Raw genomic sequence first — 26,052 nt, 5'->3', positions numbered from 1 at the left:
GTCTCACACGCTGCGACTGCGGGATATCGACGTGGAAGCTGCACAGGAGGACATTGTCTGTAAGGGATAGTGCGAGCGGTAAACACTATCTGCGAAGACCGTGCGGACGTCACACCGCCACCTGCAGTGTGATAGGTGCAACACGAGAAGTTGAATGTGTTCGAGGCAATACACCTCGATACGATGAACATGAGGAGTATCAATGCAGGTTGTAGCCGAAGGATTCAACGCCTTCGAGACCCAGAAGACCCCGCAGGGTGAAGTCAAGTACCTGGGCTCGCCCCAAGACGTGATCGATGTCGTGCAGTCGGGCAAGTTGCAGGAATACATCTTGCTCGTGCGCGGTGGCACGACGACCTTCCTCACGCCGGCGTTGACCATGGGTGCACTCGGCGTCATCACCATGTCGGGCGCTCCCGAGTCCCACCTCGGCATCCTCTCCCGCGAGTTCCAGATCCCCTGCGTGATGACTGCGTACCTGACCGAAAGCGATTCTCGCTACGTCGTCGGTAACACCGACGACTCGCACTTCGACGAGATCGCGCAAAGCCTGATCGGGAAGACCGTTCAGCTGAACTGTGACGACGCAGAGGTAGGACGTGTCAGCCTCATCGGCTGACCCCCTTCCGGCCACACTCCCATCGGCAGAGAGGTCCACCCACATGAGCATCGAAATGACACCCGGTCTCCGTTCCACCTACAAGCAGCGCTACGAGCCCGTCGACGACGGTCTCCGGTTCCAGGAATTGGTCTTCGAAGGCAACTTCGTCGGACAGGAACCGATGCGTGACGGCATCCTCGGCGACAAGGTGCAGAAGCAGCGCGCCAAGAGCAAGGTCCTCGAGAAGGTCACCAAGGACGACGTCCTGGCCGACCAGTTCACCCTCGACGAACTGAACGACCTCAACAACTACCTGGCCTGGAACATCTGGGATGTGCTGGTCATGCGTGCCACCGAGGGCGTCTCGGGGATGATCCCCCGTCAGGAATACGAGATCCTCGCGTTCATGCACCAGTTCTACCGCTGGCCCGAGATCCTGCGCATGACCACCGACGAGGTCGGTTCGCAGGGCATCCTCGACATCGGTGCCTCGGCCAGGCGGGAGATCGGCACCAAGGTCAACGCAGTGCACGACTGGTCGATCGGTGCCGTCGGCTTCGGCATGGGCCGCTGCGGTCTGCTCGCGCTCGAGGCGATCGGGCCCGACGACTACATCGAGGAGAGCAACGAACTCCTCAAGTTCATGCAGCGGATCGAGTTCGGCAAGCGCCAGGATGGTTACATCCTCAACTCGCAGGACCGCTACCGTTGCCAGATCCACGAGCCGGATTTCCTGCAGGGAATCATCGACCAGATCGAAGACCTCGAGCCGGAAAGCCCCAGGCACAATTCCTTCACCCGCTTCAACGCGGCCGCCGAATTGCTGTCCTTCCTCGACCACATGGACTGCCGCCTCGGCCTCGGCGACACCGGGCCGTACGAGTTGCCGAACGGCAACCTGCTGATCCTGCGCGACCTGTTCGTGAACGAGCCGATCTTCCACTGGAGCGATGTCTGCGACGACGCGAAGCTCCCGCACGCCTACACGGTTGCCATTGTCATCGACCCCGAGAAGATGGGGCTACAGGAGATTCGGGTCAACGACATCTCCACCACCTTCACCCGGCCGAAGAACTACATTCCCGCCATCGTCGGCGGTGCAGTGTTCGCCCGAGAGAAGCACGACACCCCGATGTCCGAGGTCCGCACCATCGCGATCGACGACCTGGGCGCCGAGCTCCCGAGGATTCAGGACGCCACGCTCAAGATGTACCGCAAGGTCTCTCGCATGTGCCGGCGGGACCTCATCTGGGCCGGTCAGTACGTGTACTACGTGGACATGATCCTTCCGTACCTGCGCAAGGCAGGAACTTACGAAAAGGCCTGCAACGAGTACCAGTTGTGGGAAATCGATCAGCGCGTCTCGAACTACTACTACGACATCAACAAGCGTGGCTTCGCGCAGGAAGTCGTTCCGCAGAAGATCTTCTCCGGGCAGGGCTACCTCCCGTTCGGGGAAGGCGCCGATCTGCGCCGGTCGAAGTACCGCTGGCTGTAAGCACACCGACCAGACACGGGGGCGACGGACGGCGCAGATGCCTGCCCGCCGTCGCCCCCATTCGATCATTGGGAATGACCACATGACACAAACACTGCTCGACAAACGTCTCTACGACGTTCTCAACGCCGTGGCACTGAAGAAGATGGCGACCGCGGCGGCCGTTTCCGAGATCGTCGACCTGGGCACCGATCAGGTGCGTGAGATCTTCGCCGAACTCGCCCACAGCGATCTCCTGGCCCTGATGGGTGAGACCGCACTACCCACAGACGCCTCGGGACCTGTGTTGGTCGATTCGGCCGCTGCGATCTACGGTCCGATCCGCGATGATCCGTCGGTATTGCAGGTCGCCGACAAATTCGAGGACGTCAACTCCCGCTTTCTGCGCACGATGTCCGCGTGGCAGCAAATCGAGGTCGGAGGCCGCAAGCTTGCGAACGACCACAGCGATTCTGCGTACGACGCCAAAGTGATTTCCACGATCGAGCGCCTCGTGTCCCGGCTGGAGGGTCTGCTCGAAGCGCTCAGCGAGAAGGACGCTCGGTTCCGTACCTATGTCGGCCGATTCGAGCGGTCTCTGGAAAAGGTCGATGCCGGCGACATCGCCTTCGTGTCCGATCCGACGAAGGACTCCGTGCACAACGTCTGGTTCGAATTCCACGAAGACTTGCTGCGCACGCTCGGTCGCGCGCGTAAGGAGTGAACAAGGTGAGCTCTGTGACTGTTACGACCGAAATGACTCGCGCTTTCGGCGAACCGGGGACGATCGACCGGAATATACTGGGCGGCAAGGGTTACGGCCTCGTCGAAATGACTCAGGAAGGCCTGAACGTGCCGGCTGGGTACGTCATCTCCACGTCGGCCTGTCACGAATATCTCGAACACGGCGCGATGACGCCGGAACTGGTCGACGAAATCCACGTTCGGTTGAGCGAACTCGAAGCCACGGCAGGTAAGACGTTCGGCGGTGGGCCCTTTCCGCTGCTGCTGTCGGTTCGCTCGGGTGCGCCGGTGTCCATGCCGGGGATGATGGACACCGTACTGAACCTCGGCCTCGGGCGGGACGCAGCGATCGCGCTCGCCGACGTCACCGGTGATACTCGCTTCATGGCGGACGTGCTGTTCCGCTTCCACGGCATGTACGCCGAAACCGTTCTCGGTGCACTCGAAACGCCGGATCGTGAGGATCTCGACTCCCTGATCGACGGGGTCACCGCCACCTCGCAGCCGGGGCCGGTGTACGACAAGGTGTGGGAGCACTGCCAGGCGCTTCTGCGTGACGAACTCGACGAAGAAGTCCCCGACGATCCGCGTGCTCAGCTCGTCGGCGCGGTCGAGGCCGTCTTCCGATCGTGGAACACCCGGCGTGCCGTGAAGTACCGCGAAGTTCACAAGATCCCGAACGATCTCGGCACCGCGGTGGTCGTGCAGTCGATGGTTTTCGGCAACCTCGACCTCGACTCGGGATCGGGTGTCGTTTTCACCCGCAACCCGGTCACCGGGGAACCCGGACTGTTCGGAGAGTTCCTCGCCGCCAGCCAGGGCGAGGACGTAGTCGCAGGCACCCGCACGCCGGACCCGGTCACAGCCCTCCGCGATCGACTGCCGCACGTCTACACCGAGCTCGAGAGCACCTGCGCCGAGCTCGAGAGTCGACGTGGTGACGTCCTCGACATCGAGTTCACCGTCGAACGGGGCATCTTGTACATGCTGCAGGTGCGAAGCGCCAAGCGGACGGCGCAGGCCGCGATCCGCATCGCGGCGGACCTTCTGTCCGAGCGGGTCGTCACCACCGCCGGAGCGCTGTCGACGGTGTCGCTGGACCAGATCCGGCAGGTGCAGCGTCCAGGATTCGACCCGGACGACTATGCGCGGGCCCGAGACGACGGACGCGTGCTCGCCACCGGTGTCGGTGCGGCGCCGGGGCATGTGGTCGGTGCGTTGTACTTCGATTCCGATGCCGCGCAGGAGGCGGTCAAGGAAGGTGTGACGGTCATCCTCGCTCGGCCGGTCACCAGCCCGACCGACTTGCACGGGATGATCGCGGCGGACGGCATCCTCACCGCCACCGGTGGCTCGACCAGTCACGCCGCGGTGGTTGCCCGTGCGCTCGGAACGACCTGTGTAGTCGGGTGCGGCGCCTTGGACATCGACCCGGCCGCAGGGACGATGCAGGTGGCCGGACAGACACTGGTCACCGGTGACGTCGTCTCGTTGGACGGAACCACCGGCGAGGTGATCCTCGGTGAGATCGCACTGAGCGAACCCGCCGCCGAAGACGAGCGGTTGACCGGCCTGCTCGAACTGGCACGCGAACGGTCCGGCGCGCAGATCTTCGCCCGATCGACGACACCTGAGCAGGCAGGGCAGGCGCCTGCGCGTGGCGCCGCCGGGCTGGTCGCCGGTATCGACGACGTCCTCGCCACAACCGGTCACCTCGACGGCATCGTCACGACCCTGCGTGAGGGGGAGATCAGCGACGCCAGCGCCGCCCTCGAACGTGCGGTCGCGACCGAGTTCGGGAAGCTGTTCGCCGAGTCGACGGTCACCGAGTTCGGGGTCCGGGCGATCGACTTCCACGCCGACGAATCCAGCGAACTGCTCCGTACCGCCGAACTCTTCATCGCGCATCCGGAACTGGCCTTGCCGTTGGGTTCGGAGGAGATTCTCGGCGCGCAGCTACGCGGGATCGCCGCGGCCCTGCAGGAGGTGACGACGGACCTGACGGTGCACTTCACGGTCCGCAAGATCTCCGACAGCAGGGAGATTGCCGCGCTACGCAAGCTCCGCGACACCCTTCCCGGTGCCGCGCGAGTCGAGGTCGGGGCCTACCTGACCAGCCCCCGTGGTGTCGCGTCGATCGACGACATCACCACTCACTGCGACGTCGTGTGGATCGAGCTTCGAGTTCTGCAGGCGGCGGTCGCCGGCATCTCGGCGCGACACCTGCTGACGAGTGAACCACTCGATTCGTACCTTCGCCGGGGGCTGACCACCGTGGACCCGCGTGTCGAGATCGACGACCAGGTCGGCGGCCTGGTGGACACCGTCGCCGACGTCCTCGCCCGGGATCCCGGCCGGAGGATCGGGATCCGGCTCACGGGCCCGGTTTCCGTGGAACTGCTCAGCTCACTGCAGCAGCGAGGGTTTGTGCGGTTCGCCGTCGACGGCGACGAAGTGCGGCCGTCGATCCTGGCGCTGGGGCAACGCGAGCACCAACCGTAGGGCGCACGCATTCGGAAGGGTGGTGTGCGGCGGGTTTTGATCGGAACCCGCCGCACACCACCCTTTTTCGCGTAGATTGCAGAAAGGGCGGCGCGGTACGCGCGCCGCCTCCTAGACGCCGAAGGTCGGCGAATCGCCGTCGAGGTCGCTGACCGCGCGAGTGACCTGCAGTAACCGCAGCGCCAGATCCGCCCTCATCCGATCCGAATGCCGGGACAGATCCAAGTTCGTGAGCTTACGGATCAGGTCGAGGCGATATGCCAGTGTCTTGGGGTGTACGAACAACCGTTCTGCCGCATCCTTCTGCGAGCAGTTCGCGTCGAAGAATGTGCGGAGCGTTTTCAGCAGTGATCCATCGGACTGCTGGTCGTACTCGATCAGCGGCTGGGTCACTTCTTTGATGAAGCCTTGCAGGTCGGGGTTGTCGCTGCTGCCGAGCAGCAATCGGACGATGCCGAGTTCGTCGTACAGCGACACCGTCCCCAGCCGGCGCGAGGCAGCGTGCGCGGTCTTCGCCTCGCCGAACGCGGTCGGGTAGTCGGTGGGATCGCTGCACGCCGAGCTGACACCCCACGAGATCTGCAGATCGGGGTGTGCCTGGGTAGTGATCTTGTGCAGCGCGTCGAGTAGGTCGCGAGAGCGTTCGCGGTCTTTGATCGGGGCCAAGGCCACGACCCAGTTGCCTCGCACGCTGGTCAACGTCAGTGGCGTCGGCTGGGTGCAGCCGCGAATTGCGTTGAGTATGTTTCGGCGCAACGCGTCCGAGGAGGACGTGTTCCAACCCTCCTGGGCCGCGAGGGCGTCCATGTTCTCGAGGACCCCGTAGAAGATGCGGTGGTAGCCACGCAGCCGGATCCCCATCTGGTGGGTGCGGCTGCGGGCGGCCGAACGTTGCTCGGCGGTGCCTTCCATCAGGTCCCACAGGATCTGGTCGAGAGCTTCGGCGCGGGCGGCGCTGGCGGCGCGCTGTTGCAGTTGGGTCAGCGAGCACACCATCGCAGCCTGCCCGCAGGCAACGTCCATCAAGTCGGCGTCCTCGGTTCCGCCCACCAGACACACCGCTCCGTACTGGTTCTCCGCGGCGATCACCGGGTGTGCCCAGATCGTCCGGCCGTCGGATGCGGTCAGCCGGGTGGCCCGGTGTGGGAGGGCGCCGTGGCGTCCCAGGACGTCCCGAAGGAGCATCGCGGTGTCGAGGGTTCGTGGGTAGGTGGCCTCGACTTCCCCGGTGGCAGAGAGGATGGCGACACCACACCCGAGGTCGGTGCCGACGGTGCGGGCCACCGAACTGGTGACTGCGGTGTTCGCAAGCACGATTTCGATCAGGGAGTGCTGCAGGGTGGCGGAGCGGTTGAGCAGGCTCAGTTGCCGTTCGAGGGAGATCCGGGTGGATTCGAGTTCGTCGACGGTGGCTCGCTGGGCGTCGTACAGCCGGCCGTTCTCGATGGCGATGGTAGCCAGGTCCGCCAACGCGACAAGACGGCGGACGTCCCGTTCGGTGAACGAGGAATACCGCCGCCGCCACACTTCGAGGACACCGATCAGGTCGCCGTGCACGACGAGCGGAACGGCCAGAGCGGATCGTGTGGCTTCCTGTTCGGCGAGCGACATGAAATCCGAGCTGATCGTCGAATCTTGCAAGTAGCTGTCGATTTTGGCGACCTTCCCGGTTTCGAAAACCAGGCCTGCAACGCCTTGTCCACGCTTCATCCGCAGCCGTGCCGTGTCGACGACCCGGTGGCCGGCGCAGCTGCGCATCCGCAGTTCGTCGCCTTCTCGCAGGAAAACCCCGCAGATGTCGGATTCGGACATGCGCAGGGTGTGATTGGTGATCGACAGCAACACCTGGTCGAGATCGCGGGCGCTGAGGATCTGGTGGGTGACACCCCGCATGACCTCGGCCTCGTCGACGAGTGCGGCCAGGTCGTCAGACGACGAGGTCGCCCGCGCGGTCAACTCGAGCCAGACGCACACCTGCTGGAGTAGATTTCGATCGAGCGTCGACGCGGTGTGTCCATCGAACGTCGACGAGATGCGCTCATCGAACGGTTCCGCCAGTACGACGGCGAATGCGCCGATGGTGGCGGCGCGAGCACGCAGCACGCCCGCTCCGCATTCGAGCGCGGCAAGCTCGGATTGGTCGGCGCAGTCTTGCGCACCGGCAAGGACGACCCAGTCCAAGTCCTGGCGCTGCAGGACACTGACTCGGGTGTCGCCGCAGGCCTCGACTACAGCCTCAGCTGCGGCGACCGGATTTTCCGGCAGCAGACTTGCCAGTAGTGCGCACAGCCGATCGGCGGAGGACTCCATTCGGTCGCCGTCGGTGGTGCCTGCCACGTCCATACCCGCCTCGCCAGTCCGCCGCTAGGGCATTTCGATGACTGCCTTCAGCGTACGACGCTGAGCCATCGCTTCGTATGCTGCGGGTGCGTCGTCGAGCCCGACCCGTTTGTCGACGATGATCGTCGGGTCGATGGCCCCCGCGGTCACCAATCCGGACAGCTGGTCACGGTCTCGAATCGCGTTGCCGATCGCAAATCGCAGGGTCAGTTCCTCGGCGAACGCCTTGGCTACCGGGAGGGGCCAGGTCGGCTGCTGGTGGACGCCGACCGAGACGACGGTGCCGCGGCGGCGGACCAGGCCGAATGCGGTGTCGAGCCCCCGCGGGCCGCCGACCGCCTCGATGACGACGTCGGCGCCACGGCCGTCGGTGACCGCATCGACGAGCCTCCGGGCGTCGTCCGGAGCAGCGACGAGGGCACCGTGCTCGTGTGCGATGGTGCGGCGGTTCTCGACCGGCTCGACCAGGACTACCGGGCCGGCCGAGCAAGCCTGAGCGGCGAGGCTGGCCATCTGCCCGACCGGACCACCGCCGATGACCGCGACAGTGTCCCCCGGTGAAATCTGGCAGCGCTGCACGGCTGCGTACCCGGTCGCCAAGATGTCCCCGAAGAACAGCGCGCTGTCGTAGGACACTCCGTCTGCGATCGGGTGTAGGACGACATCGGCGTGAGGGACGCGCACGATCTCGGCCTGAGCACCGTCGAGCGCCGGACCGAAGGCGGCGCCGGTACCGAAGAACTGACGCTCTCCGCACTCCCAGTGGTTTCCGCTCCGGCACCACCAGCAATGCCCGCATGCGGTGAAGTCTGCGCCGCTGACCCGGTCTCCGGGGGTGAAGGTGCGCACCGCGGTGCCGACCTCGAGGATCGTCCCGGCGAACTCGTGGCCGAGGACCGCACCGCGGCTCATCCCGTCGGGGTGGCCGATGGTGTGCAGGTCCGTCCCGCAGATTGCGGCGCGGTGCACCCTGACCAATGCATCGGTGGGGTCGAGGAGGGAAGGGTCGGACACCTGGGCGACCTCGACGCGTCCGGTATCGGCGAACACCACGGCCTTCATGAGGCGGCGGTCACTTGCTGGAGATCCGCGACGCGTTCGGAGATCCGCGTGGCAGCGGTCCGTACCGCGGCGAGCTCGTCCTCGGCGAGCGGAAGCTCGACGATCTCACGGAGTCCACCGCGGCCCAATTTGGCAGGCAATCCGACATAGCCCTCGCGGATGCCGTATTCGCCGCGAGCGTGGACCGTGGCTGCGATGACCTCGCCGGAATCGGTGGCCATGGCCAGGACCATCCGGGCGGCCGAGGCACCGGGGGCGAAGAACGCGCTCCCGGACTTGAGTAGACCCACGACCTCGGCACCGGAATTGCGCGCTCGGTCGACGAGTGCGGTGACCTCGCCCTGCGGAAGTGCCTGATCGATTGCTTTGCCGGCGACTCGGGCCTGAGAGAGCGGGATGACCATCTCGTCACCGTGGCTACCCAGTGCCAGTGCGCTGACGTCGGAGGGTGCGGATCGGGCGGCCAAGCCGGTGAGCGCCTGGAAACGGGAGCTGTCCAATACGCCGGCCATGCCGATCACACGCTCGGCGGGGAGGCCGGAGGCCTGCCACGCGTGGTGGGTCATCTCGTCCAAGGGATTCGTCACGATCAGCAACACGGTGCCGGGGGAGACGGCGGCTGCTTCACGGGCGAGCCCGCCCACGATGCCCGCGTTCACCTCCACCAGATCGGTGCGACTCATGCCGGGCTGACGGGCCCTTCCTGCGGTGATGACGACGTAGTCCGCGACACCGGCGTCGGCCACCTGCGTGACCCCGCGAACCTTGGTGTCGAACCCCAGCAGCGCCGTCGAGTGCGTCAGATCCAATGCGATGCCCGCCGCGAGTCCGTCCGCGATGTCGACGAGTACGACTTCCTCGATGATGTTCGCCTCGGCGAGCTTCATGGCGGTGATCATGCCGACGTGTCCGGCGCCGACGACCACCACGCGGTGAACGGATTTCGTGTTCACCGGCCGAGCCGGGGAGCTTGCGTGCGGATGGCGTAGCACCGCCGGTGCGACGGTGGGGTGCAGAGGCGCGCCCCTCCGATACAACGCTGGGGCGGGCGGCCGCAGCGGCGGGGGCGGCGCCTGAAATCCGTTCGACTGCGGTCGGCGGAATGCGGAATCCACGGCGGGCGCTCGGTGCGCCTGCGCCGGTGCCGGTCCGTTTGGGACCGCCGGAGGTGTCGGGAACCCGTCGGCGGGACGAGACTTTCCGACGACGATGGTGACACCTCGCTCGCGGGCACGCTCACGCGCCAGCGGGGTCACGATGTCCTTCGGTCCCACAATCAGTTCCGCACCCGTCGACTCTGTGGCTGCCTCGACCGCATCGACACCGAAGACGGTCATCGCCGCACCTCCTCGGTTCCTTCGAGGGATTCGAGTGCGGCGACCGCGGCGTCGCGGGCGGTGGCGACTTCACTTTCACTGCCGGCCAGGAACAGCCGTCCGAACCGCCCGACGGCGCGGATCTCGATCACATCGATGTCGGCCGCCTTTTCCGCTTCGTTCGCGGCCAATGACACGTAGGCCGCCGGGGCGACCTCCATGACGAACAGGCTCGAACCGGGCATCAGCAGGGTGCCTTTACGCCACTTGTTGAGCAGCTGTGCCTGGTAGCCGTGCACGTTCGTGATGAACTGCGTCGAGGCCACGACGGGCTTGATGCGGTCGGTTTCCTTCATGCCGAGCGCGTCGAGGAGGGCCTCGCCGGCGGCGAGGACCTCGGCCTGGTGTTCGGAGTGAATTTCCAGCAGGCCGAATTCGCGTTCGATGATCTGCATGGCGGGACGGACACCGGACGACTTCAGGGCGATGTCGGCCGCTCGGAACACCTCGTTACCCGGGGCCATCTCGATAAATAGTTCGGACATGCCGGCGAGGGGCGGATCGCCGGGGCTGGTCGCGGCGATATGGGCCGCGCACTGCGGCTGCATCCGATCGATGAATGCGTACGTCCGGAGTGTTGCCTTGCCTGTCATGACGCGTACCTCGCGATTCCCAATGGTGTGATGAGCAGTGCGTGCGGGTAAGCCCGCACGCTGCGGCCCAGATATTTGCTGATGGTGGTGTCGGCGCCGGGAAGCATCAGCGCGCCGCCGGCGAGATGAAGTTCGAGGTGTTCGGCACCTCGGGTCAGATCACGGATCGAGGAACCGATCCGTTCGATTCCCGGTCGCAGGATCGCAAGATAGTCGTCGGCGCCGGTGCGCTTCAGTTCTTCCGCTTCCGCGACCGTGAGACCTTGGGAGCCGGCCAGGATCAGGTCCAGGTGATGACCGCCGCCGGGGCGGTCGTCGAGCGCTGTGAGCTCTCCGGACTGGAAGACTCCGACTCCGGTCGAGCCTCCACCGACATCGATGACGACACCGTCGGTGACTTCGAGTGTCTTGTTCGCGGCGCTGACCTCGTCGACGAGGGTGACCTCCTCGAAGCCGGCGCCTTCGAGCACGAATCGGCATGCGCGGCTGTCGGCCTCGCCGATGCACGGAGGGAATGCCGTTGCGGCATTGTGTAGTTCGACGCCCAGTTCCTGCTCGGCGGTCGCCTTCAACTTCCTCACCGCCGCGGCGGCGGCGGCGAAGTCGACGACTACTCCGTCACGCACTGCCGCGGTCCGGTCGAAGTCGATCCACACCGGCATGCCTGCGGCATCGACCACGGTGATCACGCAGGTCGCGGTCCCGAGGTCGATGCCGGTGCGCAGATCGCCTTCGTGATCCGTTCGGGCCGAACGGATGCGCTGATGCGCTTCCTCGAGGGTCCGCGCGACCTCTTGCGGTGACATCAGTCGAACACTCCGCGCCAGGGCCTGGCTTCGTGAGCGATCCGTTTGATATTCACCAGGTGCAACGGCGTGACGTTGTCCGAGCAGATCGAGCCACTCCAGGTGCCGGTACCGATCTGGAAGGACGGGTCGACGTTCGTCGAGTAGCCCATGCCGCCGAACAGGGCAGGAGTGTTGACGACGATCCGCCCGGCGGGCAGTTCACCGAACTTGGCAACGACCTTGGGGTCGGATGTGTGAACGGCGACTGTGTGGCCTTCGCCGCCCAGGGCCAGAATCTCGCGGCAGCGCCGCCATCCCGCCTGGTAGTCCGGCTCTCGGTACACGGTCAGCACCGGGCCGAGGATTTCCCGTGACAGCAGGACGTGATCGCCGACCTCGTCGAGTTCCGCGGCGAGAACCTTCGTCGACGACGGGACTGTGAATCCCGACATCTCGGCCAGCCGAATCGCGGATTGGCCGACGGCGTTCGCGCGGAGGCCGCCGCGTTCGTCGAACAGTGTCCGGGTCAGCGCCGCCTGCTGATCCGCGGTCATCCAGGCTGCCCCGGCGCGCCCCAACTCCTGGACCATCCGGTCGGCGACGGGCTCCGCGATCACCACCGATTGTTCGGCCACACAGGCGGTGCCGTTGTCGAAGGCCTTCGACGTCACGATCATCGTCGCGGTTTCGGCCAGGTCGGTGACCGTCGAATCGACAAAGGCGGGAACATTGCCGGCGCCGACCGCGATGGTCGGCTTGCCGCTCGAATACGCCGCTGCGACCATCGCCGGGCCGCCGGTGGCGAGGACCAGTCGTATGTCGCGGTGCCGCATCAGTTCCCGGGTTGCATCCAGGGTCGGCTGTTGCAGACAGGAGATGAGATTCTCCGGGGCACCGGCGCGCACTGCGGCTTCCGCCATGATCTCGGCGGCGCGGGCAGAGCAGCGTGCGGCACGGGGATGGGGAGCGTGGACCACTGCGTTTCCGGCCTTGACTGCTGCCAAGCTCTTGAACAGTACGGTCGCCGTAGGATTCGTGACCGGGATGATCGCCGCGATCACGCCCATCGGGGATCCGACCGCGGTGACCTTGTTCTGCTCGTCGGCCCACAAGACTCCGACGGCTCGGCGTTCGAGCATCCAGTCTGCGACGAACCCGGTGTTGAACCGGTTCTTGATGATCTTGTTCTCGTAGACGCCGTAGCCGGTTTCGTCGACGGCCATTCGGGCGAGCTCTTCGGAGGCGGCGTAGCCGGCCTTCGCCATTGCCCGCACGATTTCGTCGAGCCATTGCTGATCGGCGCCCTCGATGGCGTCGAACGCGTTCTTCGTTGCGGAGACCTGCGCGCGAACGTCCGCCAGCGCAGCCAGGTCCGCGTCAAGCGTTGCTGTCACGGTCATTTACCTTCCATGGCTTGGTGTCCGGGCGTAGCCGCCGGTTACGCCCGGAGCTGTGGTGGTGTGCGTCTCTCACGCGCCCTTGGGGCGGGCGAGGTTCGACAGCACACCCTCGGTCTCGTCGTGGGGGCGGGGGATGACGTGGACGGAGACCACTTCACCCGCCTTGCCGGCGGCGACTGCACCGGCATCGGTGGCAGCCTTGACCGCACCGACGTCGCCGCGCACCATCACGGTGACCAGACCGCCGCCGATTTCGCGGTGCCCGAGAAGCTGCACGTTCGCCGCCTTGACCATGGCGTCGGCGGCCTCGATCGCGCCGACGAGGCCTTTGGTCTCGATGAGGCCGAGCGCGCCTGCGCCACGTGCGGGAAGGGTGTTCTGCGTGGTAGCCATGGTGTTTCCTCCATTGGTGTTGGGACTGGTTGGGTCAGCGGGTGTCGTGCGGGGTACGGGCGTCTGGGTCGTCATTTCGAGTACGTCACCTCGCCGTGGGTGATGACCGTGTCCGCGATCGCGACGATCGCCTGGTCGACCGGGACACCTGCGGTGGCTGCGTCGACGCGGGCTGCACTCCCCGACACGACGAGGACGACTTCTTCCTGTCCGGCGCCGACGAGGTCCACGGCGGCGTACGAGTGTGCCGGCGGCGCATTAGGGGAGGAGTGAATATCCTCGACCACCAGAATCGTCGTGCCTCCGAGTTCGGGGACTTTGGCGGTGGCCACGACCTGGCCGACAACACGTGCGAGTCTCACCGGTGACCGCCTCTACTTGGGTGCCGAAATGAACGGGATCGATGCACTCCCGCTCACCCCAAGTGATCCGGGAGTGCATCGATGAGGACGCTACGGCGACGCACACCTCGGGACCGTTATCTCCCAAGGACAGCGTCTGCCCGGGTAGTTGTCCCCCGTGGATGTGGCGAGGACATCTGCAGTTCGGCAAGGTGTGCAATTGACGACGGCCGCATGCGTAGTGAGTGTGCGGCCACCGCGAGAGCCGAGGAGAACCCGATGATCGAAGACATCGACGCCGATTTCCACACCCCGACCAGTGACGATCCGACCTGGACCGAGACGAACTTCTTCGGCTTCTATGTTCCCGAAGCCGCGTTGAACGTCGGCGTCTACGCCCTGTTCCGCCCGAATGTGGGCGTCGCGATCTCGACCATTGCGATGAACTCGAAGTTCGTGCAGGCGCCGTGGCAGGCCGAGTACTGGGACGCCCAGCATCACCTGCCCATTCCGGAGCCGCGGAATCTGCGCGACTACCGCCTCGCGAACGGTCTGCACGTCGTGTGCAAAGAGCCCAACCGGGTGTGGGACGTCGAGTTCGACAACGGTGACGATGTGTCGCTGGCCTTCCGCTACACCGCGCTCACCGAGGCATTCGACATCCACGATCCCAAGCAGGATCCGATCGTCGCCCAGCAGGCAGACGAGGGCGTATTCGCGTGGGGAGAGGCCTACGCAGGCCACTTCGATCAGACCGGACACTTCGAAGGCGAAGTCAACCTGCGCGGCACCAGATACCCCGTCGACTGTGTGTCGACCATGGACCACAGCTGGGGCCTGCGGTCCGAGCACCAGGGCCACACGATGAGCTGGCTGCACGCACACTTCTCGAAGGACTTCGCCATCCACGGCATCTTCGACTTCGACCCCACCGGCGGTCCCGACGCTCCCACCGAACTGTCACTCCAGCACGGCTACGTCGTAGACAAGGGCGAACTGTACGGCCTGGCCGCGGGACGTGGGCGTACCGTCCGGGAAGGATTCTTCGCCAAGTCCGTCGAGCTCGAGCTCACCGACAGTGAAGGACGCGAATACGACCTCCAAGGGATCGCGCGGACCAGCTTCCCGTGGCAGGCGGGCCCCGGCACCGTCGGGTACAACGTGCTCGCCGAATGGCGGTCGGGTTCGCAGCGCGGCTGGGGGGAGATTCAGGACTTCATCGGCCCCCAGCAGCTGTGCAAGATCTACAGTGCGACACCCTCGGCCGGTCACTGACCATGTGCCGACCGGAGCCGCCTCAGGCGGTGATCTTCGATCTCGACGGCACGCTCGTGCAGACCCGGGAAGCGTCCTGGCGGGTATTCGAGAAGATCAGTGCTGCACATCATCTCGGAATCGAAGATGCCGAACAGTTCTACGAGATGTTCGCGAACAACTTCTTCGTCTCCCTGCGCAGCCTGTGCCGTGACGCAGAGCATGCGCATGCCGTCGAAGCGGACTTCATGCGCAGCCTCGGCTCCGACTACGCCCCCGCGATGATCCCGGGGATGGTCGACATCGTGAAGGCGCTGGTGCCGCACGCGACACTCGCTGTGCTGTCGTCGAACTCTACCGGGGTGATCCGCCGAATCCTGCGCGAGAACTCTCTGGCGTATTGCTTTTCGCACGTCTTCGGCGGTGACGTGGAACCCGACAAATCCAGAGGAATCCAGCGTTTCCTCGACGATGCAGCCCAAGGGACCGGGCGGCGGTGTCAGGCGTTCTACGACGAGTCGGCGATGGGAAGCCCCGTGCCTGCCCAGTCGACGGCCATCATCACCGACACCGTCGGCGACGTCGAGGCGGCCGTGAAATCGGGGATCCGCGCCATCGGCGTCGCCTGGGGAATGCACACCGAGGAACAGTTGCTCGCGGCGGGAGCGGAGTTCGTCGCCATCTGGCCACAGGAAATTCTGGCGCACCTTTTCGGTGCCGTGCCACCGAAATCGAATTCGTGCGCATGTCCGGCCACCCCGGCCCCACCCTCACTTGACGGGTCGTCCTCACGGCCACGCGCGCTCAGGAGGACAGCAGGGGCGAAGGCACTGCAGGCCCGCATGACGTCGTCGAAGCCCTACCCGCAGGAGAGCGCTCCGCCGGAGCCGCCGACCTCCTCCACGGTTGTTCCGCAGCAGGCCCGCGGGGCAGAAACCGACAGCGAACTGCTGCTGGCGGTCACGAGGACGATGCGATGACGAACCGAGCGCATGTACTGGTCACCAACGACGACGGCATCGACGCACCGGGCCTGCTCGCCCTCGCGCACGCCGCATGCGATCGGGGTTTCGACGTGACAGTCGCTGCTCCGCATCGGCAAGCCAGCGGCAGTGCCGGCGGGTTGTCGATGTTCGTCGTCGACGAGAAGATCGACATCACGCACCGTCGTCTTCGCGGTCTTCCGGGAGTCGACGCGTACGCAGTGTCGGCGCACCCCGGGATGATCGCGCTCGCCGCAGTCCTCGGGCGCTTCGGATCGGTGCCGGATCTGGTGCTGTCCGGAATCAACGAGGGCTCGAATCTGGGATCGGCGGTGTTGCACTCCGGTACCGCAGGAGCGGCGATGGTCGCGGGAGCGCACGGCATCACCGCGCTGGCCGCGTCGCTGCATCTCGATTTCGAACTCGAAGGGCCTGCGGTGTCGGATCCGCCACGACACTGGGAGTCCGCCGCCGAGGTGGTGGGGGCGATACTGCCGCAACTCGTCGAAGCGGACCCGGGATCGGTCTTCAATCTCAACGTGCCGAACCTGCCCGCCGCTGACCAACGTGCCCTGGTGTCGGCAGCGTGGACACTTGCGGGGACGGCCCCGACCCTGCTGCCGTTCATCGCGGACTTCGACCGTCGCGCCGCGACACTACCGGTGGCGGAGTTGGTCGAACCCACGATCGATATCGTCGAAGGATCCGATATCGACAAGGTGCGGCTGGGGCATCCCACACTGTCACTGCTCCAGTTCAGCGGCGACTCATCCATCGATTGGGTCAGTCAGGTCCGCCGGTGACGCGAGCACAACCAGCAACACATGCATCTGATGAATATGGAGGATGGACAATGAGTTCCGGTGCAGTTGGATTGATCGAAACGGTCGGCTTGGTCGGTGCGATCGAGGCCGCCGACGCCATGGTGAAGGCGGCCAACGTCGTCCTGGTCGGATACAGGACGCTGCGCAACGGGCAAGTCACCGTCATGGTCCGCGGAGATGTCGGAGCGGTCCAGGCTGCGGTCGATGCTGGGATCGCCGCGGCCCGGAACACCGGTGAGCTGGCCACATCACACGTGATCGCGCGTCCCCACGGCGAAACCGAGGACGTATTGGCGGCAGCATTTTCCGTGATTTGATTCCCGTCCGGACGGAACCTACTCGATGACGACGACAGCCTTCCCACGGATTTCGCCTGCGTCGAGGCTGCGCAGGGCCTGTGGTAGTTCTTCGAATCCGAACCGGGATCCGATGTAGGGCTTTACGGCTCCGTCGGCGATCATCCGGTCGAGTGAGGCAGCTTGCTCGGTCATGAGGTCGTGGTCGAGTTCCAGGAACGCGCCGAATGCGGCCCCTACGACGCCGATGTTGCGTAGGAGCAGGCGGTTGACCTTGAGTTCGGGGATCTTGCCTGCGGCGAATCCGACGACGAGGAGTCGACCTTCGGGTGCGAGGGTGCGGACTGCTTCGTCGAAGATCCAGTCACCGACCGGGTCGAGCACGACGTCGACACCGCGCCCGTCTGTCATTTCTCGGATCGTCCCGGCGAATCCCTTTTCCAGCACGACGGTTTCGGGGGCGCCGGCCGCTGCTGCGGTTTCCGCGCGACTGGGGGAGGAGACGCCGGCGATGACTCGTGCGCCCAGTCCCTTGGCTACCTGGACTGCTGCGGTGCCGATTCCGCCTGCGGCGCCGAGGACCAGTACCGTCTCGCCCGGTTGCACAGCACCGCGCCGGGCGAGTGCGAAGTGCACGGTGTGGTAATTGACGACCATTGCGGCGGCGGATTGGAAGTCGACCGAATCCGGGATCGGAACGACGGAGTTGAGCGGTATGGCGACCTGTTCGGCGAATCCGCCCTGCCAGACGAAGGCCGCGGCCCTGTCTCCGGGATGCCATTTCGTGTGGTTGGGTGCGCTGATGACCGTGCCTGCCACCTCACAACCCGGTACCACCGGGAGTGCAGGCTTGTTTTGGTACTGGCCCTTTGTCATCAGCAGGTCGGGGTAGTTGACTCCCACGGCATGGACGCGGAGCAGGACTTCGTCGTCGTTCGGGTGCGGTGTGTCGATGTTGGTGAGGACGAGGCCGTCCGGGCCGGTGTAGTCCTTCAGTTCGAATGCGCGCATTGTCTCTCCTGCTGCTGCGGCGGAATTGGTGTCCACGTGGTCATTCGGCGTGGGTGGCGTACGCGAGGTAGATCGATTCGCCGATCATGGCCGGTCTGTCCTCGCCGCGAATCTCGACGCGAACGGCGACCTTGTACTGCACCCCGCCGTCGTCGCGGATCTTCGCCTCGGCGAGTTCGGCGGCGAGGCGGATGTGCGAGCCGACGGGCACCGGGTTGGTGAACCGCACCCGATCGATCCCGTAGTTCGTGCCGCGCACCTGGTCGGTGACCTGGATGAGTTGCTCGAGCATGCGGGGCAGCAACGACAACGTGAGGTAGCCGTGGGCGATGGTGGTCCCGAACGGGCCGACTGCAGCCCGCTCCGGGTCGACGTGGATCCACTGGTGGTCGTCGGTGGCATCGGCGAACTGGTTCACACGATGCTGCTCGATGCCGACCCACTCGGTGACCCCGAGGGTGCGTGGACCGAGCTCTGCGAGGCCTGCGACTGTCGTTTGGAGCGCTGTCATGGCCGATCCTTCCTGGTTGGTGCCGGGAACCGGCGACTGGCGGGCCGGTTCCCGGCAACGTCGTTCAGTGTTTACGCAGCTCGGCCTTGGCGATGGTGCGCAGGTGAACCTCGTCGGGGCCGTCGAACAGGCGCATCGCTCGATGCCACCCGTACATGGCGGCGAGGGGAACGTCGTCGCTGACACCGGCGCCGCCGTGCACTTGAATTGCCCGGTCGATGACGTCGAGTGCGACTCGCGGCACGGACACCTTCGCTGCGGAGACGTACGGTGCTGCGGCCTTGTTTCCGTGCTCGTCGATGGTCTTGGCCGCGAACTGGCACAGCAGACGGGCCTGGTCGATCGCGATGCGTGACTCGGCGATCTGCTGCTGGACGACACCCTGGTCGGCGAGGGGTTTGCCGAATGCGATCCGCGACTTCGCGCGCGCTGCCATCAGGGCGAGGGCGCGCTCGGACGCACCGAGGGCGCGCATGCAGTGGTGGATGCGCCCCGGGCCGAGGCGAGCCTGCGCGACGGCGAATCCTGCACCTTCCCCGCCGAGGAGGTTGCCGACTGGGACGCGCACGTTGTCGTACACCACCTCGCAGTGACCGTGCTGATCGTATCGGCCGAAAACCGGGACGTCTCGCACGATGGTCACGCCGGGGGTGTCCACCGGGACGAGCACCATCGACTGCTGGCGGTGCGGTTCCGCAGTGGGATTGGTCTTTCCCATCACGATCAGGAACTTGCAGCGCGGGTCCGCGGCGCCGCTCGTCCACCACTTGCGCCCGTTGATGACGTAGTCGTCGCCGTCGCGCTCGATGCGGGTTTCGATGTTGGTGGCGTCGGAACTGGCAACTGCGACTTCGGTCATGGAGAACGCCGAGCGGATCTCACCGTCCAGCAGTGGCCGCAGCCACTGCTCCTTCTGGAGGTCGGTACCGAAGAGGTGCAGCAGTTCCATGTTTCCGGTGTCGGGCGCCTGCCCGTTGGTTGCCTCGGGCGCCAGGTGCAGGCTCCAGCCGGTGATCTCGGCCAGTCCGGCATAGTCCAGTTGGCTGATACCGGATTCCGCCGGGAGGAAGAGGTTCCACAGGCCGCGGGCACGGGCGTGTTTCTTCAGGTCCTCGACCACGGGCGGGACGGTGTGATCGTCGGGGCCGGCGTTCTTGCGGTACGTCTCGTATGCGTGCTCGGCGGGGAAGACGTGTTCGTGCATGAAGTCGACCAGCGTCTCGCGAAGTTCGAGTGCACGTTCGGAGGGACGCAGATCGAGGGAGGCGCGATCGGTCTCGGGCGGGAGTGTGGGCGTAGGGATATCGGCGGTCATGGGGTTCCTCACGAGGATGCGGTGGTGATCAATGGCAGTTCGGTCAGCCGGCAAGTCCGGGGACCGAAGAGTGTGAAGCCCGGTCGAGGGCGCGATTCAACAGTGGCCCGACCATGTCTCCGATGCCGGTGAAGTCGTCACCGGCCGTGTGGCCCTGTGTATGCCGGGCGTGAATCCCTTCCAGGATCACGGCGATCTTGAAATCCGCGAATACCAGATACCAGTCGATGTCGGGTACATCGATACCGCGTGCCTGCACGTAAGCGTGCACCAGCTCGTCCCGGGAGGGGAACCCGGGCAGTGCGGTGGCGCCGGCGGTGATCGGATTGTGGAATTCACCCTGCTGATCCCAGAACGAGCACAGAATGCCGAGGTCGGTGAGAGTGTCTCCGAGCGTTGACATTTCCCAGTCCAGTACACCCAGAATGTGAGTCGGGTCGTCGGCGGCGACCATGAGGTTGTCGATCTTGAAGTCGCCGTGAACGATGCCGGGGTAGCGGCTTTCCGGGACCGACGCTGCGAGCCGGGCCTGCAGCTCGTCCACTTCTGGGCGCGGCGCTGTCGCGGACGATTCCCACTGCCGTTGCCACCGCCGGAGCTGCCGTTCGAGGTATCCGTCGGGTCGTCCCCAGTCGTCGAGTCCGACGTCTGCGGGGTCGACCTCGTGGAGTGCCGCCAGGGTCTGCACCATCGTTTCGGCGAGTGCGGCGCGCTGTGTCGGCGTGAGCCGGCCGGTGTCCTCTGCGGTGCGCAGGGTGATGCCGTCGAGTTTGTCCATGACATAGAAGGGGGCACCGATCAGGGCGGTGTCCTCACACAATCCGACGGTGCGGGGAACGGGGACGGCACTGCCGTACAGCGCTGTGAGCGCGCGGTATTCGCGGCTCATGTCGTGGGCCGTCGGCAGAACATGACCCACCGGAGGTCGGCGGAGGATCCACGCCCGGTCCCCGTCGCTCAGTTCGTAGGTGGGGTTGGATCGTCCGCCGGCGATCAGTCGAGTCCGGAGTTCCTCTCCCACGGGTCGTGTTTCCGCGTCCGCGAGCCACTCCCGTATTCGACCGGCGCCGAGCCCGTCTCCCGAGTCGGCGGACGACCCATACTCTTGTCGTGTGTGCACGTCTGCGGTCGGATTCATGTGTGCTCGGCCTTTCCGCATCTGGCGTTGGCAATCGGTGAGTTGAGACGGGCCACTGATGCGGCCGCTGGCGCCACCCTGGCATTTTCCGGTGTGGTGGTCCCCACGGTTCCCAGCGCCAGGACGGCATACCGGTGAGCCATCTCCTCAGGGGTCAGGTCACCGCCGGGCCGGTACCAGGATGCGATCGAGTACCCCATGTTGATGATGGCCCGGGCGGCCTCGCGGGGAAATGGCGTGGTGAAGGCGCCCTCGGCGACCCCTCGGTCGATGATGTCGCGGAACATCTGTTCCTGCTGGTCGCGTAACGCAACGACGATGCGATGGCCCATGTCGTCGAGACTGCGGATCTCCGATGCACCGATCAGCGCTTCGGAGCGGTTGGTGGTGTGGAAGAGCACCCAGGCCCGCACCAGGGCTTCGAGTTGTTCGGCCGGCGAGTTCCCGGCCCGGATCACCGCCGCATTCGTCAGCGAAATGACCTCCTGAAGCACCGCTTCCATGATGTGTTGCAGGATGTGCTGCTTGGACGGGAAGTGGTGGTAGATCGACGCCGGAGTGATTCCGGCGTCGCGGGCAATGTCGCGGATCGACGTTCCGTGGTATCCGCGGTGCTGAAAATTCTCCACGGCCGAGGCGATGATGGTCTGACTTCCGGTGCCGGTCACCGCCCCGAGGTTACGGGGATGTCGGTTGGTGGTCGTCCGGCCTCTGCCACCGATGTCCGACATGACCTCAGACATGGCGCAGCTCCCGTCTCAGCAGTTTTCCACTCGCGTTCTTGGGAAGTTCCTCGAGAATGACGACCTCCCGCGGGTACTTGTATGCCGCCATGCGGTCCCGGCAGAAGTCGATGAGTTGCTCCGGACGGGCGGCGGCGCCTGGGACCAGGGAAACGAACGCCTTGACCGTCTCACCCCGATACTCGTCCGGCACACCCACGACGGACGCCTCCCGGACCGCCGGATGCTGGTAGAGAACGTCTTCGACGTCGCGCGGGAAGATCTTGTACCCACCGGCGTTGATCAGGTCCTTGAGCCGGTCGACGACGAACAGCCAGCCGTCCTCGGTCATCTTGCCGATGTCCCCGGTATGCAGCCAACCGTCCCGGATGGCGTGGGCGGACTCCTCCGGCAGTTGCCAGTAACCGGGCACCACCATCGGGCCGGACACGACGATCTCGCCGGCCTCTCCCGGTCCCAGGTCGCGTCCGTCGCCGACATCGACGATCCGCACACGCGCGCCGGGAACGGGAACTCCCACTGCCAGAGCACCGGATTCGGGATCGGTAGGCGGGTCGACATCGAGGGGGCCGAGATGCGTCGGTGATGTCGTCTCGGTCATGCCGTAGGCGCCCCGCAACGTCCAGCCGGTGGCGGCGTGGACGCGGTCGACGAGTGCCTGGCCCACTGCCGCACCTCCCGAGGGGGTCTTGGTCAGCGACGACACGTCGACATCGGCCAGCGCGGGATGGTTACTGAGCGCGATGAACGCGGTGCTTGCCCCGATCATGAAGGTGCCGCGCCAGCGATCGATCGCGCGCAGGGTCTCCTCCGCATCGAACCGGTGCATCAGCACGATCGGGGCACCGCTGACGATATGGACGCCGAGGCCGGCGATGAGACCGGTGATGTGGAATACCGGTGCGAGGCCGACGATCACGTCGCGTCCTGGACGCAGGTCCCACCAGGAGGCGTACACGGTGGAGCTGTGCATCATGGCGCTCTGCAGGTTCATCGCCCCCTTCTGCCGCCCGGTGGTGCCCGACGTGTAGGTCAGAGCACCGATATCCCCCGCGTACGGCATCGACGACGTCGAAGCACGGCCGTCGTACTCGACCACCAACGTGCGCCAATCCAGTGCGTCGGAGAAGGATTGGCGCGCGGGAATGTGGGCCGCCAAGGACGGTGACACGGTGGCGTCGGGGGTCATGTCGAGCGGGTGCGTGGTGACTACCGTGCCCACTGCGGTGTCGCCGACGATGTCTTGCGCGACCTGCGCGTAGAGGCTGTCCAGGCACACGAGCACCCGGGCGCCCGAGTCGGTGAGGATGTGCAGAAGTTCCTTCGCGCGAAGCATTGGATTGACCGCAACAGGTACGGCACCGGACTTCCACGCTGCGAGCATCGACACCAGCCACTGGGGGTCGTTCTGCAGATAGATCGCGACCCGATCGCCCGTCTGCAACCCGTTGTCCTGGAGCGCGGCAGCCAGCGCGTCGGCGGTGCGATCGATGTCGGCGAAGGTCAGGGTGGCATCGAAATAGTGGACCGCGGCAGCGTCTGGCCTGGTATGGACGTGCTCGTTCCATGCTTGCAACATGGTCGGGAGCGACGCGGTCAGCTGCGCTGACACCCCTGCGGGGTAATTCCTCGTCCAGGGCCCTGCAACAGCGTCCATTTCTCACAGCTCCTTCTTCGGATCCACCCGAACTCACCCGATGCACACGCCGCGCCGGCGATCGCCGAACGCCGCATCAGGATTAATGTGAGGCCGATCCTGTCAACCGATCGATCGTTTGTCAATGGCGGGATTATGTCGCATTTCGTCCGCAAAATACCTAGTCAAATGGCATGAGCGAGAATCGACTGTTGACAAACGATCGTTCGGCAAACACTATGTGCATGATCTAGGTCACAGAACAGGAGTCTGAGTACATGACCGCACAAAGCATGGGTGTCCGGCCATCCGACGGGACGGATCGCGACCACAGGCGGGCACGCAGAGCCGCCCTCGCCGGTGGTGTCGGAACATTGATCGAGTACTACGATTTCAGCCTCTACGGCTACATGGCGGTCGTCATCGCGCCGCTGTTCTTCCCGAGCGAAGATCCGGTTACGTCCCTGCTGTCCGCATTGGCGGTCTTCGGCACCGCATACCTGGTCCGGCCGCTCGGTGGCATCGTGTTCGGCCACATCGGCGACCGTTTCGGCCGTAAGAAAGCGCTCATGGCGACGCTGGTCTGCATGGGCATCGGCAGCACCCTGATGGGTCTACTGCCGACCCCCGCGCAGATCGGGATCTGGGCGACGGTTCTCCTCGTTGTCGTGCGCCTCTTGCAGGGCTTCTCCGCGGGCGGTGAGGTGGGTGGATCGGCCACTTTCATCTCGGAATCGGCGCCCCCCAACCGCAAGGCAACCTATGGTGCGTTCACCCCGTTGGGGTCGACGGGAGGGTTTGCTCTGGCCGCCGCCGTTGCGGGTGTGGTCACAGCACTCACCACCGACGCACAGATGGAAACGTGGGGATGGCGAGTTCCGTTCCTCCTTGCCCTTCCTCTCACTCTGTTCTGCCTGTGGGCGCGCACGCGCGTCTCGGAAACCCACGACGTGACGAAGAAGGAGGAGGCGTCGCACTCGCCGGTCGGGTTCGTCTTCCGCAAGCAGCCGAGAGCGCTTCTCCAGGCCACAGCCATCAGTGCGGCAGTGAACGGCACTGCCTACATCGGCCTGACCTACATGTCGATTCACCTGTCGAAGCAACTCGGCTACGACGCCTCGCCCGTTCTGTGGGTCGCCACCATTGCAATTGGAATCGCGGCACTGGCGATGCCTCTCGGTGGACTGCTCGGCGACAAGATCGGTCTGACCCGGATGATGGCACTGGGGTTCGTCGGCTTCATCGTACTGACCTACCCGATGATGGGGATCATGGAGACGAGTCTGTTCGTCGCGGCGATCGGCTTCGTGGTGATCATGATGAATTCCGTTGCCACGCAGGTAGGGGCGTACACGCTTCTCCCTCAGCTGTTCGACCGGACATCCCGATACACCGGTGTCGCGATGGGATGGAACCTCGGAGTCATCATCGCCGGCGGCACAGCCCCATTCTTCGCCGTGTGGCTCGTTGAAAGAACCGGCAACAACCTCGCACCGTCGTTCTTCGTCATCGCGTTGGCGCTGGTCGGATTGATCGCTGTGCTGACAATTCGCAATCGGCACATCGGCGCCGAAGAGCAGTCCTGAACGACGAGCCTCGTTCACGGTGTCCGGCGCTGTCTGAATCTTCAGCGCCGGACACCGGTGTACAGGTCACGCCCTCTACAGATCGAGGACCAGTCGAGGGGTGCAGGCGCGCGAAACGCAGATCATCATGCAGTCGTTGGCGCGCCGCTCGTCGTCGTTGAGAACTGTGTCGCGGTGGTCGGGTTCGCCGTCCAGCACCGGTGTCTCACAGGTGCCGCAGGTGCCTTCGCCGCACGACACCTGCACGGCGACTCCTGCGTCCTCGACCACGTCGAGGATCGAGCGATCCGGAGGGATGACGAAGGTCTGGTCGCTTTGTGTGAGGTAGACCTCGAACGCGGCGTCCTCTGCGGAGTCGGCAATCGGTTTCGCATTGAAGCGTTCGACGTGGAGTGAGTGTGACGGCCACTGTTCGCAGCGGTCCTCGACGGCGGCCAGAAGGGGTTCGGGCCCGCAGCAGAAGACTTTGGTGTTCGTCAGCGGCGTTCCGAGTAGACCATCCAGATCGAGAAGGCCGCGTTCGTCCTGCGGCCAGATCGTCACCCGGTTGCCGTAGCGCTCGAGTTCGTCGACGAACGCCATCGACGCGCGGCGGTTGCCTCCGTAGGCAAGCTGCCATTCCGCCCCCGCCGCCTCGGCGGCGGCGATCATGGGAAGGATCGGGGTGATGCCGATTCCGCCGGCGACGAAAAGGTAGCGCGGCGATTCCGCCAGAGGAAAGTGGTTCCGCGGACCTCGCACGCGAATGGTGTCGCCGACCTGAAGGTCGTCGTGAACGTACCGTGATCCGCCCCGGCCGTTCGAATTGCGCAGAACGCCAACCCTCCAGGAATCACGGTTCTCGACCTCACTGCACAGTGAGTACTGCCGGGTCGGCGCGTCCCCGAGTACCAGGTCGATATGCGCTCCCGGCGTCCAGCGTGGCAACGGTCCGCCGTCGGGGTCGCGCAGCGTCAGTGCGACCACATCTTCGGCGGCGGTGACCTTTTCGGAGACCACGAGGTCGATCTCGAAGTCGGTGGTCGGTGCGGCACCATCCAGCGAAATGAATTGCGTTGTTTCAAAGGAAGTCTGCTGCCGAACAATGGTCATGTGAAGCTCCTCGGGCATCCGGGCATTACTGCGGAACGATGGGAGG

24 protein-coding genes are annotated in these 26,052 nt (G+C 65.2%); 9 read left to right on the top strand and 15 right to left on the bottom strand.

Features of this window, described 5'->3' with window-relative positions; translation table 11 throughout:
* Window positions 1-202: 202 nt before the first annotated feature.
* The 4 genes from JWS13_RS19675 to JWS13_RS19660 all read left to right on the top strand — a co-directional run bounded on the left by JWS13_RS19675 (window position 203) and on the right by JWS13_RS19660 (window position 5,324).
* Window positions 203-619, top strand: coding sequence for a PEP-utilizing enzyme (locus tag JWS13_RS19675; RefSeq protein ID WP_206007110.1), 417 nt, complete (start codon window positions 203-205; stop codon window positions 617-619).
* Between the two features lie 43 nt (window positions 620-662).
* Window positions 663-2,099 carry a hypothetical protein gene (locus JWS13_RS19670; protein ID WP_206007109.1) on the top strand — a complete coding sequence of 479 codons (1,437 nt, stop codon included), beginning with the start codon at window positions 663-665 and terminating at the stop codon, window positions 2,097-2,099.
* A gap of 82 nt (window positions 2,100-2,181) precedes the next feature.
* On the top strand, window positions 2,182-2,802 hold the full coding sequence (locus tag JWS13_RS19665) for a hypothetical protein (protein WP_206007108.1): 621 nt from the start codon (window positions 2,182-2,184) through the stop codon (window positions 2,800-2,802).
* A gap of 14 nt (window positions 2,803-2,816) precedes the next feature.
* Window positions 2,817-5,324 carry a pyruvate, phosphate dikinase gene (locus JWS13_RS19660; RefSeq protein WP_206007107.1) on the top strand — a complete coding sequence of 836 codons (2,508 nt, stop codon included), beginning with the start codon at window positions 2,817-2,819 and terminating at the stop codon, window positions 5,322-5,324.
* Window positions 5,325-5,435: 111 nt separating this feature from the next.
* On the opposite strand, the gene JWS13_RS19655 is transcribed toward JWS13_RS19660, so the two are convergent.
* The 8 genes from JWS13_RS19655 to JWS13_RS19620 all read right to left on the bottom strand — a co-directional run bounded on the left by JWS13_RS19655 (window position 5,436) and on the right by JWS13_RS19620 (window position 13,638).
* Window positions 5,436-7,661 (bottom strand): helix-turn-helix domain-containing protein, encoded by a 2,226-nt coding sequence (locus JWS13_RS19655; protein WP_206007106.1) that lies wholly within the window; start codon window positions 7,659-7,661, stop codon window positions 5,436-5,438.
* Between the two features lie 27 nt (window positions 7,662-7,688).
* The gene (locus JWS13_RS19650) at window positions 7,689-8,726 is read right to left on the bottom strand and encodes an alcohol dehydrogenase catalytic domain-containing protein (protein ID WP_206007105.1); all 1,038 of its coding nucleotides are present in this window, start codon (window positions 8,724-8,726) and stop codon (window positions 7,689-7,691) included.
* Window positions 8,723-10,063 (bottom strand): malate dehydrogenase, encoded by a 1,341-nt coding sequence (locus tag JWS13_RS19645; protein WP_206007104.1) that lies wholly within the window; start codon window positions 10,061-10,063, stop codon window positions 8,723-8,725. Before JWS13_RS19645 ends, JWS13_RS19650 begins: the two co-directional genes overlap by 4 nt.
* The gene (locus JWS13_RS19640) at window positions 10,060-10,695 is read right to left on the bottom strand and encodes a hypothetical protein (RefSeq protein WP_206007103.1); all 636 of its coding nucleotides are present in this window, start codon (window positions 10,693-10,695) and stop codon (window positions 10,060-10,062) included. The genes JWS13_RS19645 and JWS13_RS19640 overlap by 4 nt, the downstream gene beginning before the upstream one ends.
* On the bottom strand, window positions 10,692-11,501 hold the full coding sequence (gene eutJ / locus JWS13_RS19635) for an ethanolamine utilization protein EutJ (RefSeq protein WP_206007102.1): 810 nt from the start codon (window positions 11,499-11,501) through the stop codon (window positions 10,692-10,694). Before eutJ ends, JWS13_RS19640 begins: the two co-directional genes overlap by 4 nt.
* A complete protein-coding gene (locus tag JWS13_RS19630; RefSeq protein ID WP_206007101.1) occupies window positions 11,501-12,877 on the bottom strand; it encodes an aldehyde dehydrogenase family protein in 1,377 nt (458 codons plus the stop codon). The genes eutJ and JWS13_RS19630 overlap by 1 nt, the downstream gene beginning before the upstream one ends.
* A 75-nt stretch (window positions 12,878-12,952) precedes the next feature.
* The gene (locus tag JWS13_RS19625; RefSeq protein ID WP_052032891.1) at window positions 12,953-13,276 is read right to left on the bottom strand and encodes a BMC domain-containing protein; all 324 of its coding nucleotides are present in this window, start codon (window positions 13,274-13,276) and stop codon (window positions 12,953-12,955) included.
* A gap of 71 nt (window positions 13,277-13,347) precedes the next feature.
* Window positions 13,348-13,638: a EutN/CcmL family microcompartment protein gene (locus JWS13_RS19620; protein ID WP_206007100.1), complete on the bottom strand. Its 291-nt coding sequence runs from the start codon at window positions 13,636-13,638 to the stop codon at window positions 13,348-13,350.
* Window positions 13,639-13,896: 258 nt separating this feature from the next.
* Here JWS13_RS19620 and JWS13_RS19615 point away from each other — a divergent pair, with 258 nt between their 5' ends.
* Genes JWS13_RS19615 through JWS13_RS19600 form a run of 4 tightly spaced genes read left to right on the top strand, consistent with a single transcriptional unit; the run spans window position 13,897 to window position 16,995 of the window.
* Complete coding sequence (locus tag JWS13_RS19615; protein ID WP_206007099.1) at window positions 13,897-14,892, top strand: DUF7064 domain-containing protein; 996 nt, start codon at window positions 13,897-13,899, stop codon at window positions 14,890-14,892.
* A 29-nt stretch (window positions 14,893-14,921) separates the two neighbouring features.
* A complete protein-coding gene (locus JWS13_RS19610) occupies window positions 14,922-15,851 on the top strand; it encodes an HAD family hydrolase (protein WP_206007098.1) in 930 nt (309 codons plus the stop codon).
* Window positions 15,848-16,657 carry a 5'/3'-nucleotidase SurE gene (gene surE, locus JWS13_RS19605; RefSeq protein ID WP_206007097.1) on the top strand — a complete coding sequence of 270 codons (810 nt, stop codon included), beginning with the start codon at window positions 15,848-15,850 and terminating at the stop codon, window positions 16,655-16,657. The genes JWS13_RS19610 and surE overlap by 4 nt, the downstream gene beginning before the upstream one ends.
* Window positions 16,658-16,707: 50 nt before the next feature.
* Window positions 16,708-16,995 (top strand): BMC domain-containing protein, encoded by a 288-nt coding sequence (locus tag JWS13_RS19600; protein ID WP_206007096.1) that lies wholly within the window; start codon window positions 16,708-16,710, stop codon window positions 16,993-16,995.
* 18 nt (window positions 16,996-17,013) lie between these two features.
* Here JWS13_RS19600 and JWS13_RS19595 read toward each other — a convergent pair whose 3' ends face one another.
* The 6 genes from JWS13_RS19595 to JWS13_RS19570 form a co-directional block, all read right to left on the bottom strand.
* Window positions 17,014-17,985, bottom strand: a complete 972-nt coding sequence (locus tag JWS13_RS19595; protein ID WP_206007095.1) for an NADPH:quinone oxidoreductase family protein — start codon at window positions 17,983-17,985, stop codon at window positions 17,014-17,016.
* Between the two features lie 40 nt (window positions 17,986-18,025).
* A complete protein-coding gene (locus tag JWS13_RS19590; RefSeq protein WP_206007094.1) occupies window positions 18,026-18,496 on the bottom strand; it encodes a MaoC family dehydratase in 471 nt (156 codons plus the stop codon).
* Window positions 18,497-18,560: 64 nt separating this feature from the next.
* Window positions 18,561-19,811 (bottom strand): acyl-CoA dehydrogenase family protein, encoded by a 1,251-nt coding sequence (locus tag JWS13_RS19585; RefSeq protein WP_206007093.1) that lies wholly within the window; start codon window positions 19,809-19,811, stop codon window positions 18,561-18,563.
* 43 nt (window positions 19,812-19,854) lie between these two features.
* Window positions 19,855-20,949, bottom strand: coding sequence for a phosphotransferase family protein (locus tag JWS13_RS19580; protein ID WP_206007092.1), 1,095 nt, complete (start codon window positions 20,947-20,949; stop codon window positions 19,855-19,857).
* Window positions 20,946-21,617, bottom strand: a complete 672-nt coding sequence (locus JWS13_RS19575; RefSeq protein ID WP_241032246.1) for a TetR/AcrR family transcriptional regulator — start codon at window positions 21,615-21,617, stop codon at window positions 20,946-20,948. The genes JWS13_RS19580 and JWS13_RS19575 overlap by 4 nt, the downstream gene beginning before the upstream one ends.
* 67 nt (window positions 21,618-21,684) lie before the next feature.
* Window positions 21,685-23,349 carry a class I adenylate-forming enzyme family protein gene (locus JWS13_RS19570; RefSeq protein ID WP_206007091.1) on the bottom strand — a complete coding sequence of 555 codons (1,665 nt, stop codon included), beginning with the start codon at window positions 23,347-23,349 and terminating at the stop codon, window positions 21,685-21,687.
* A gap of 257 nt (window positions 23,350-23,606) precedes the next feature.
* Here JWS13_RS19570 and JWS13_RS19565 point away from each other — a divergent pair, with 257 nt between their 5' ends.
* Window positions 23,607-24,914 carry an MFS transporter gene (locus tag JWS13_RS19565; protein ID WP_206007090.1) on the top strand — a complete coding sequence of 436 codons (1,308 nt, stop codon included), beginning with the start codon at window positions 23,607-23,609 and terminating at the stop codon, window positions 24,912-24,914.
* Between the two features lie 75 nt (window positions 24,915-24,989).
* Here JWS13_RS19565 and JWS13_RS19560 read toward each other — a convergent pair whose 3' ends face one another.
* Window positions 24,990-26,006, bottom strand: a complete 1,017-nt coding sequence (locus JWS13_RS19560; protein ID WP_206007089.1) for a PDR/VanB family oxidoreductase — start codon at window positions 26,004-26,006, stop codon at window positions 24,990-24,992.
* Window positions 26,007-26,052: the final 46 nt, after the last annotated feature.

This window comes from Rhodococcus pseudokoreensis (assembly GCF_017068395.1).
Classification (GTDB): domain Bacteria; phylum Actinomycetota; class Actinomycetes; order Mycobacteriales; family Mycobacteriaceae; genus Rhodococcus_F; species Rhodococcus_F pseudokoreensis.
The sequence above is the reverse complement of the archived record's forward strand: the minus strand, read 5'-3'. Positions and strand labels throughout refer to the sequence as shown.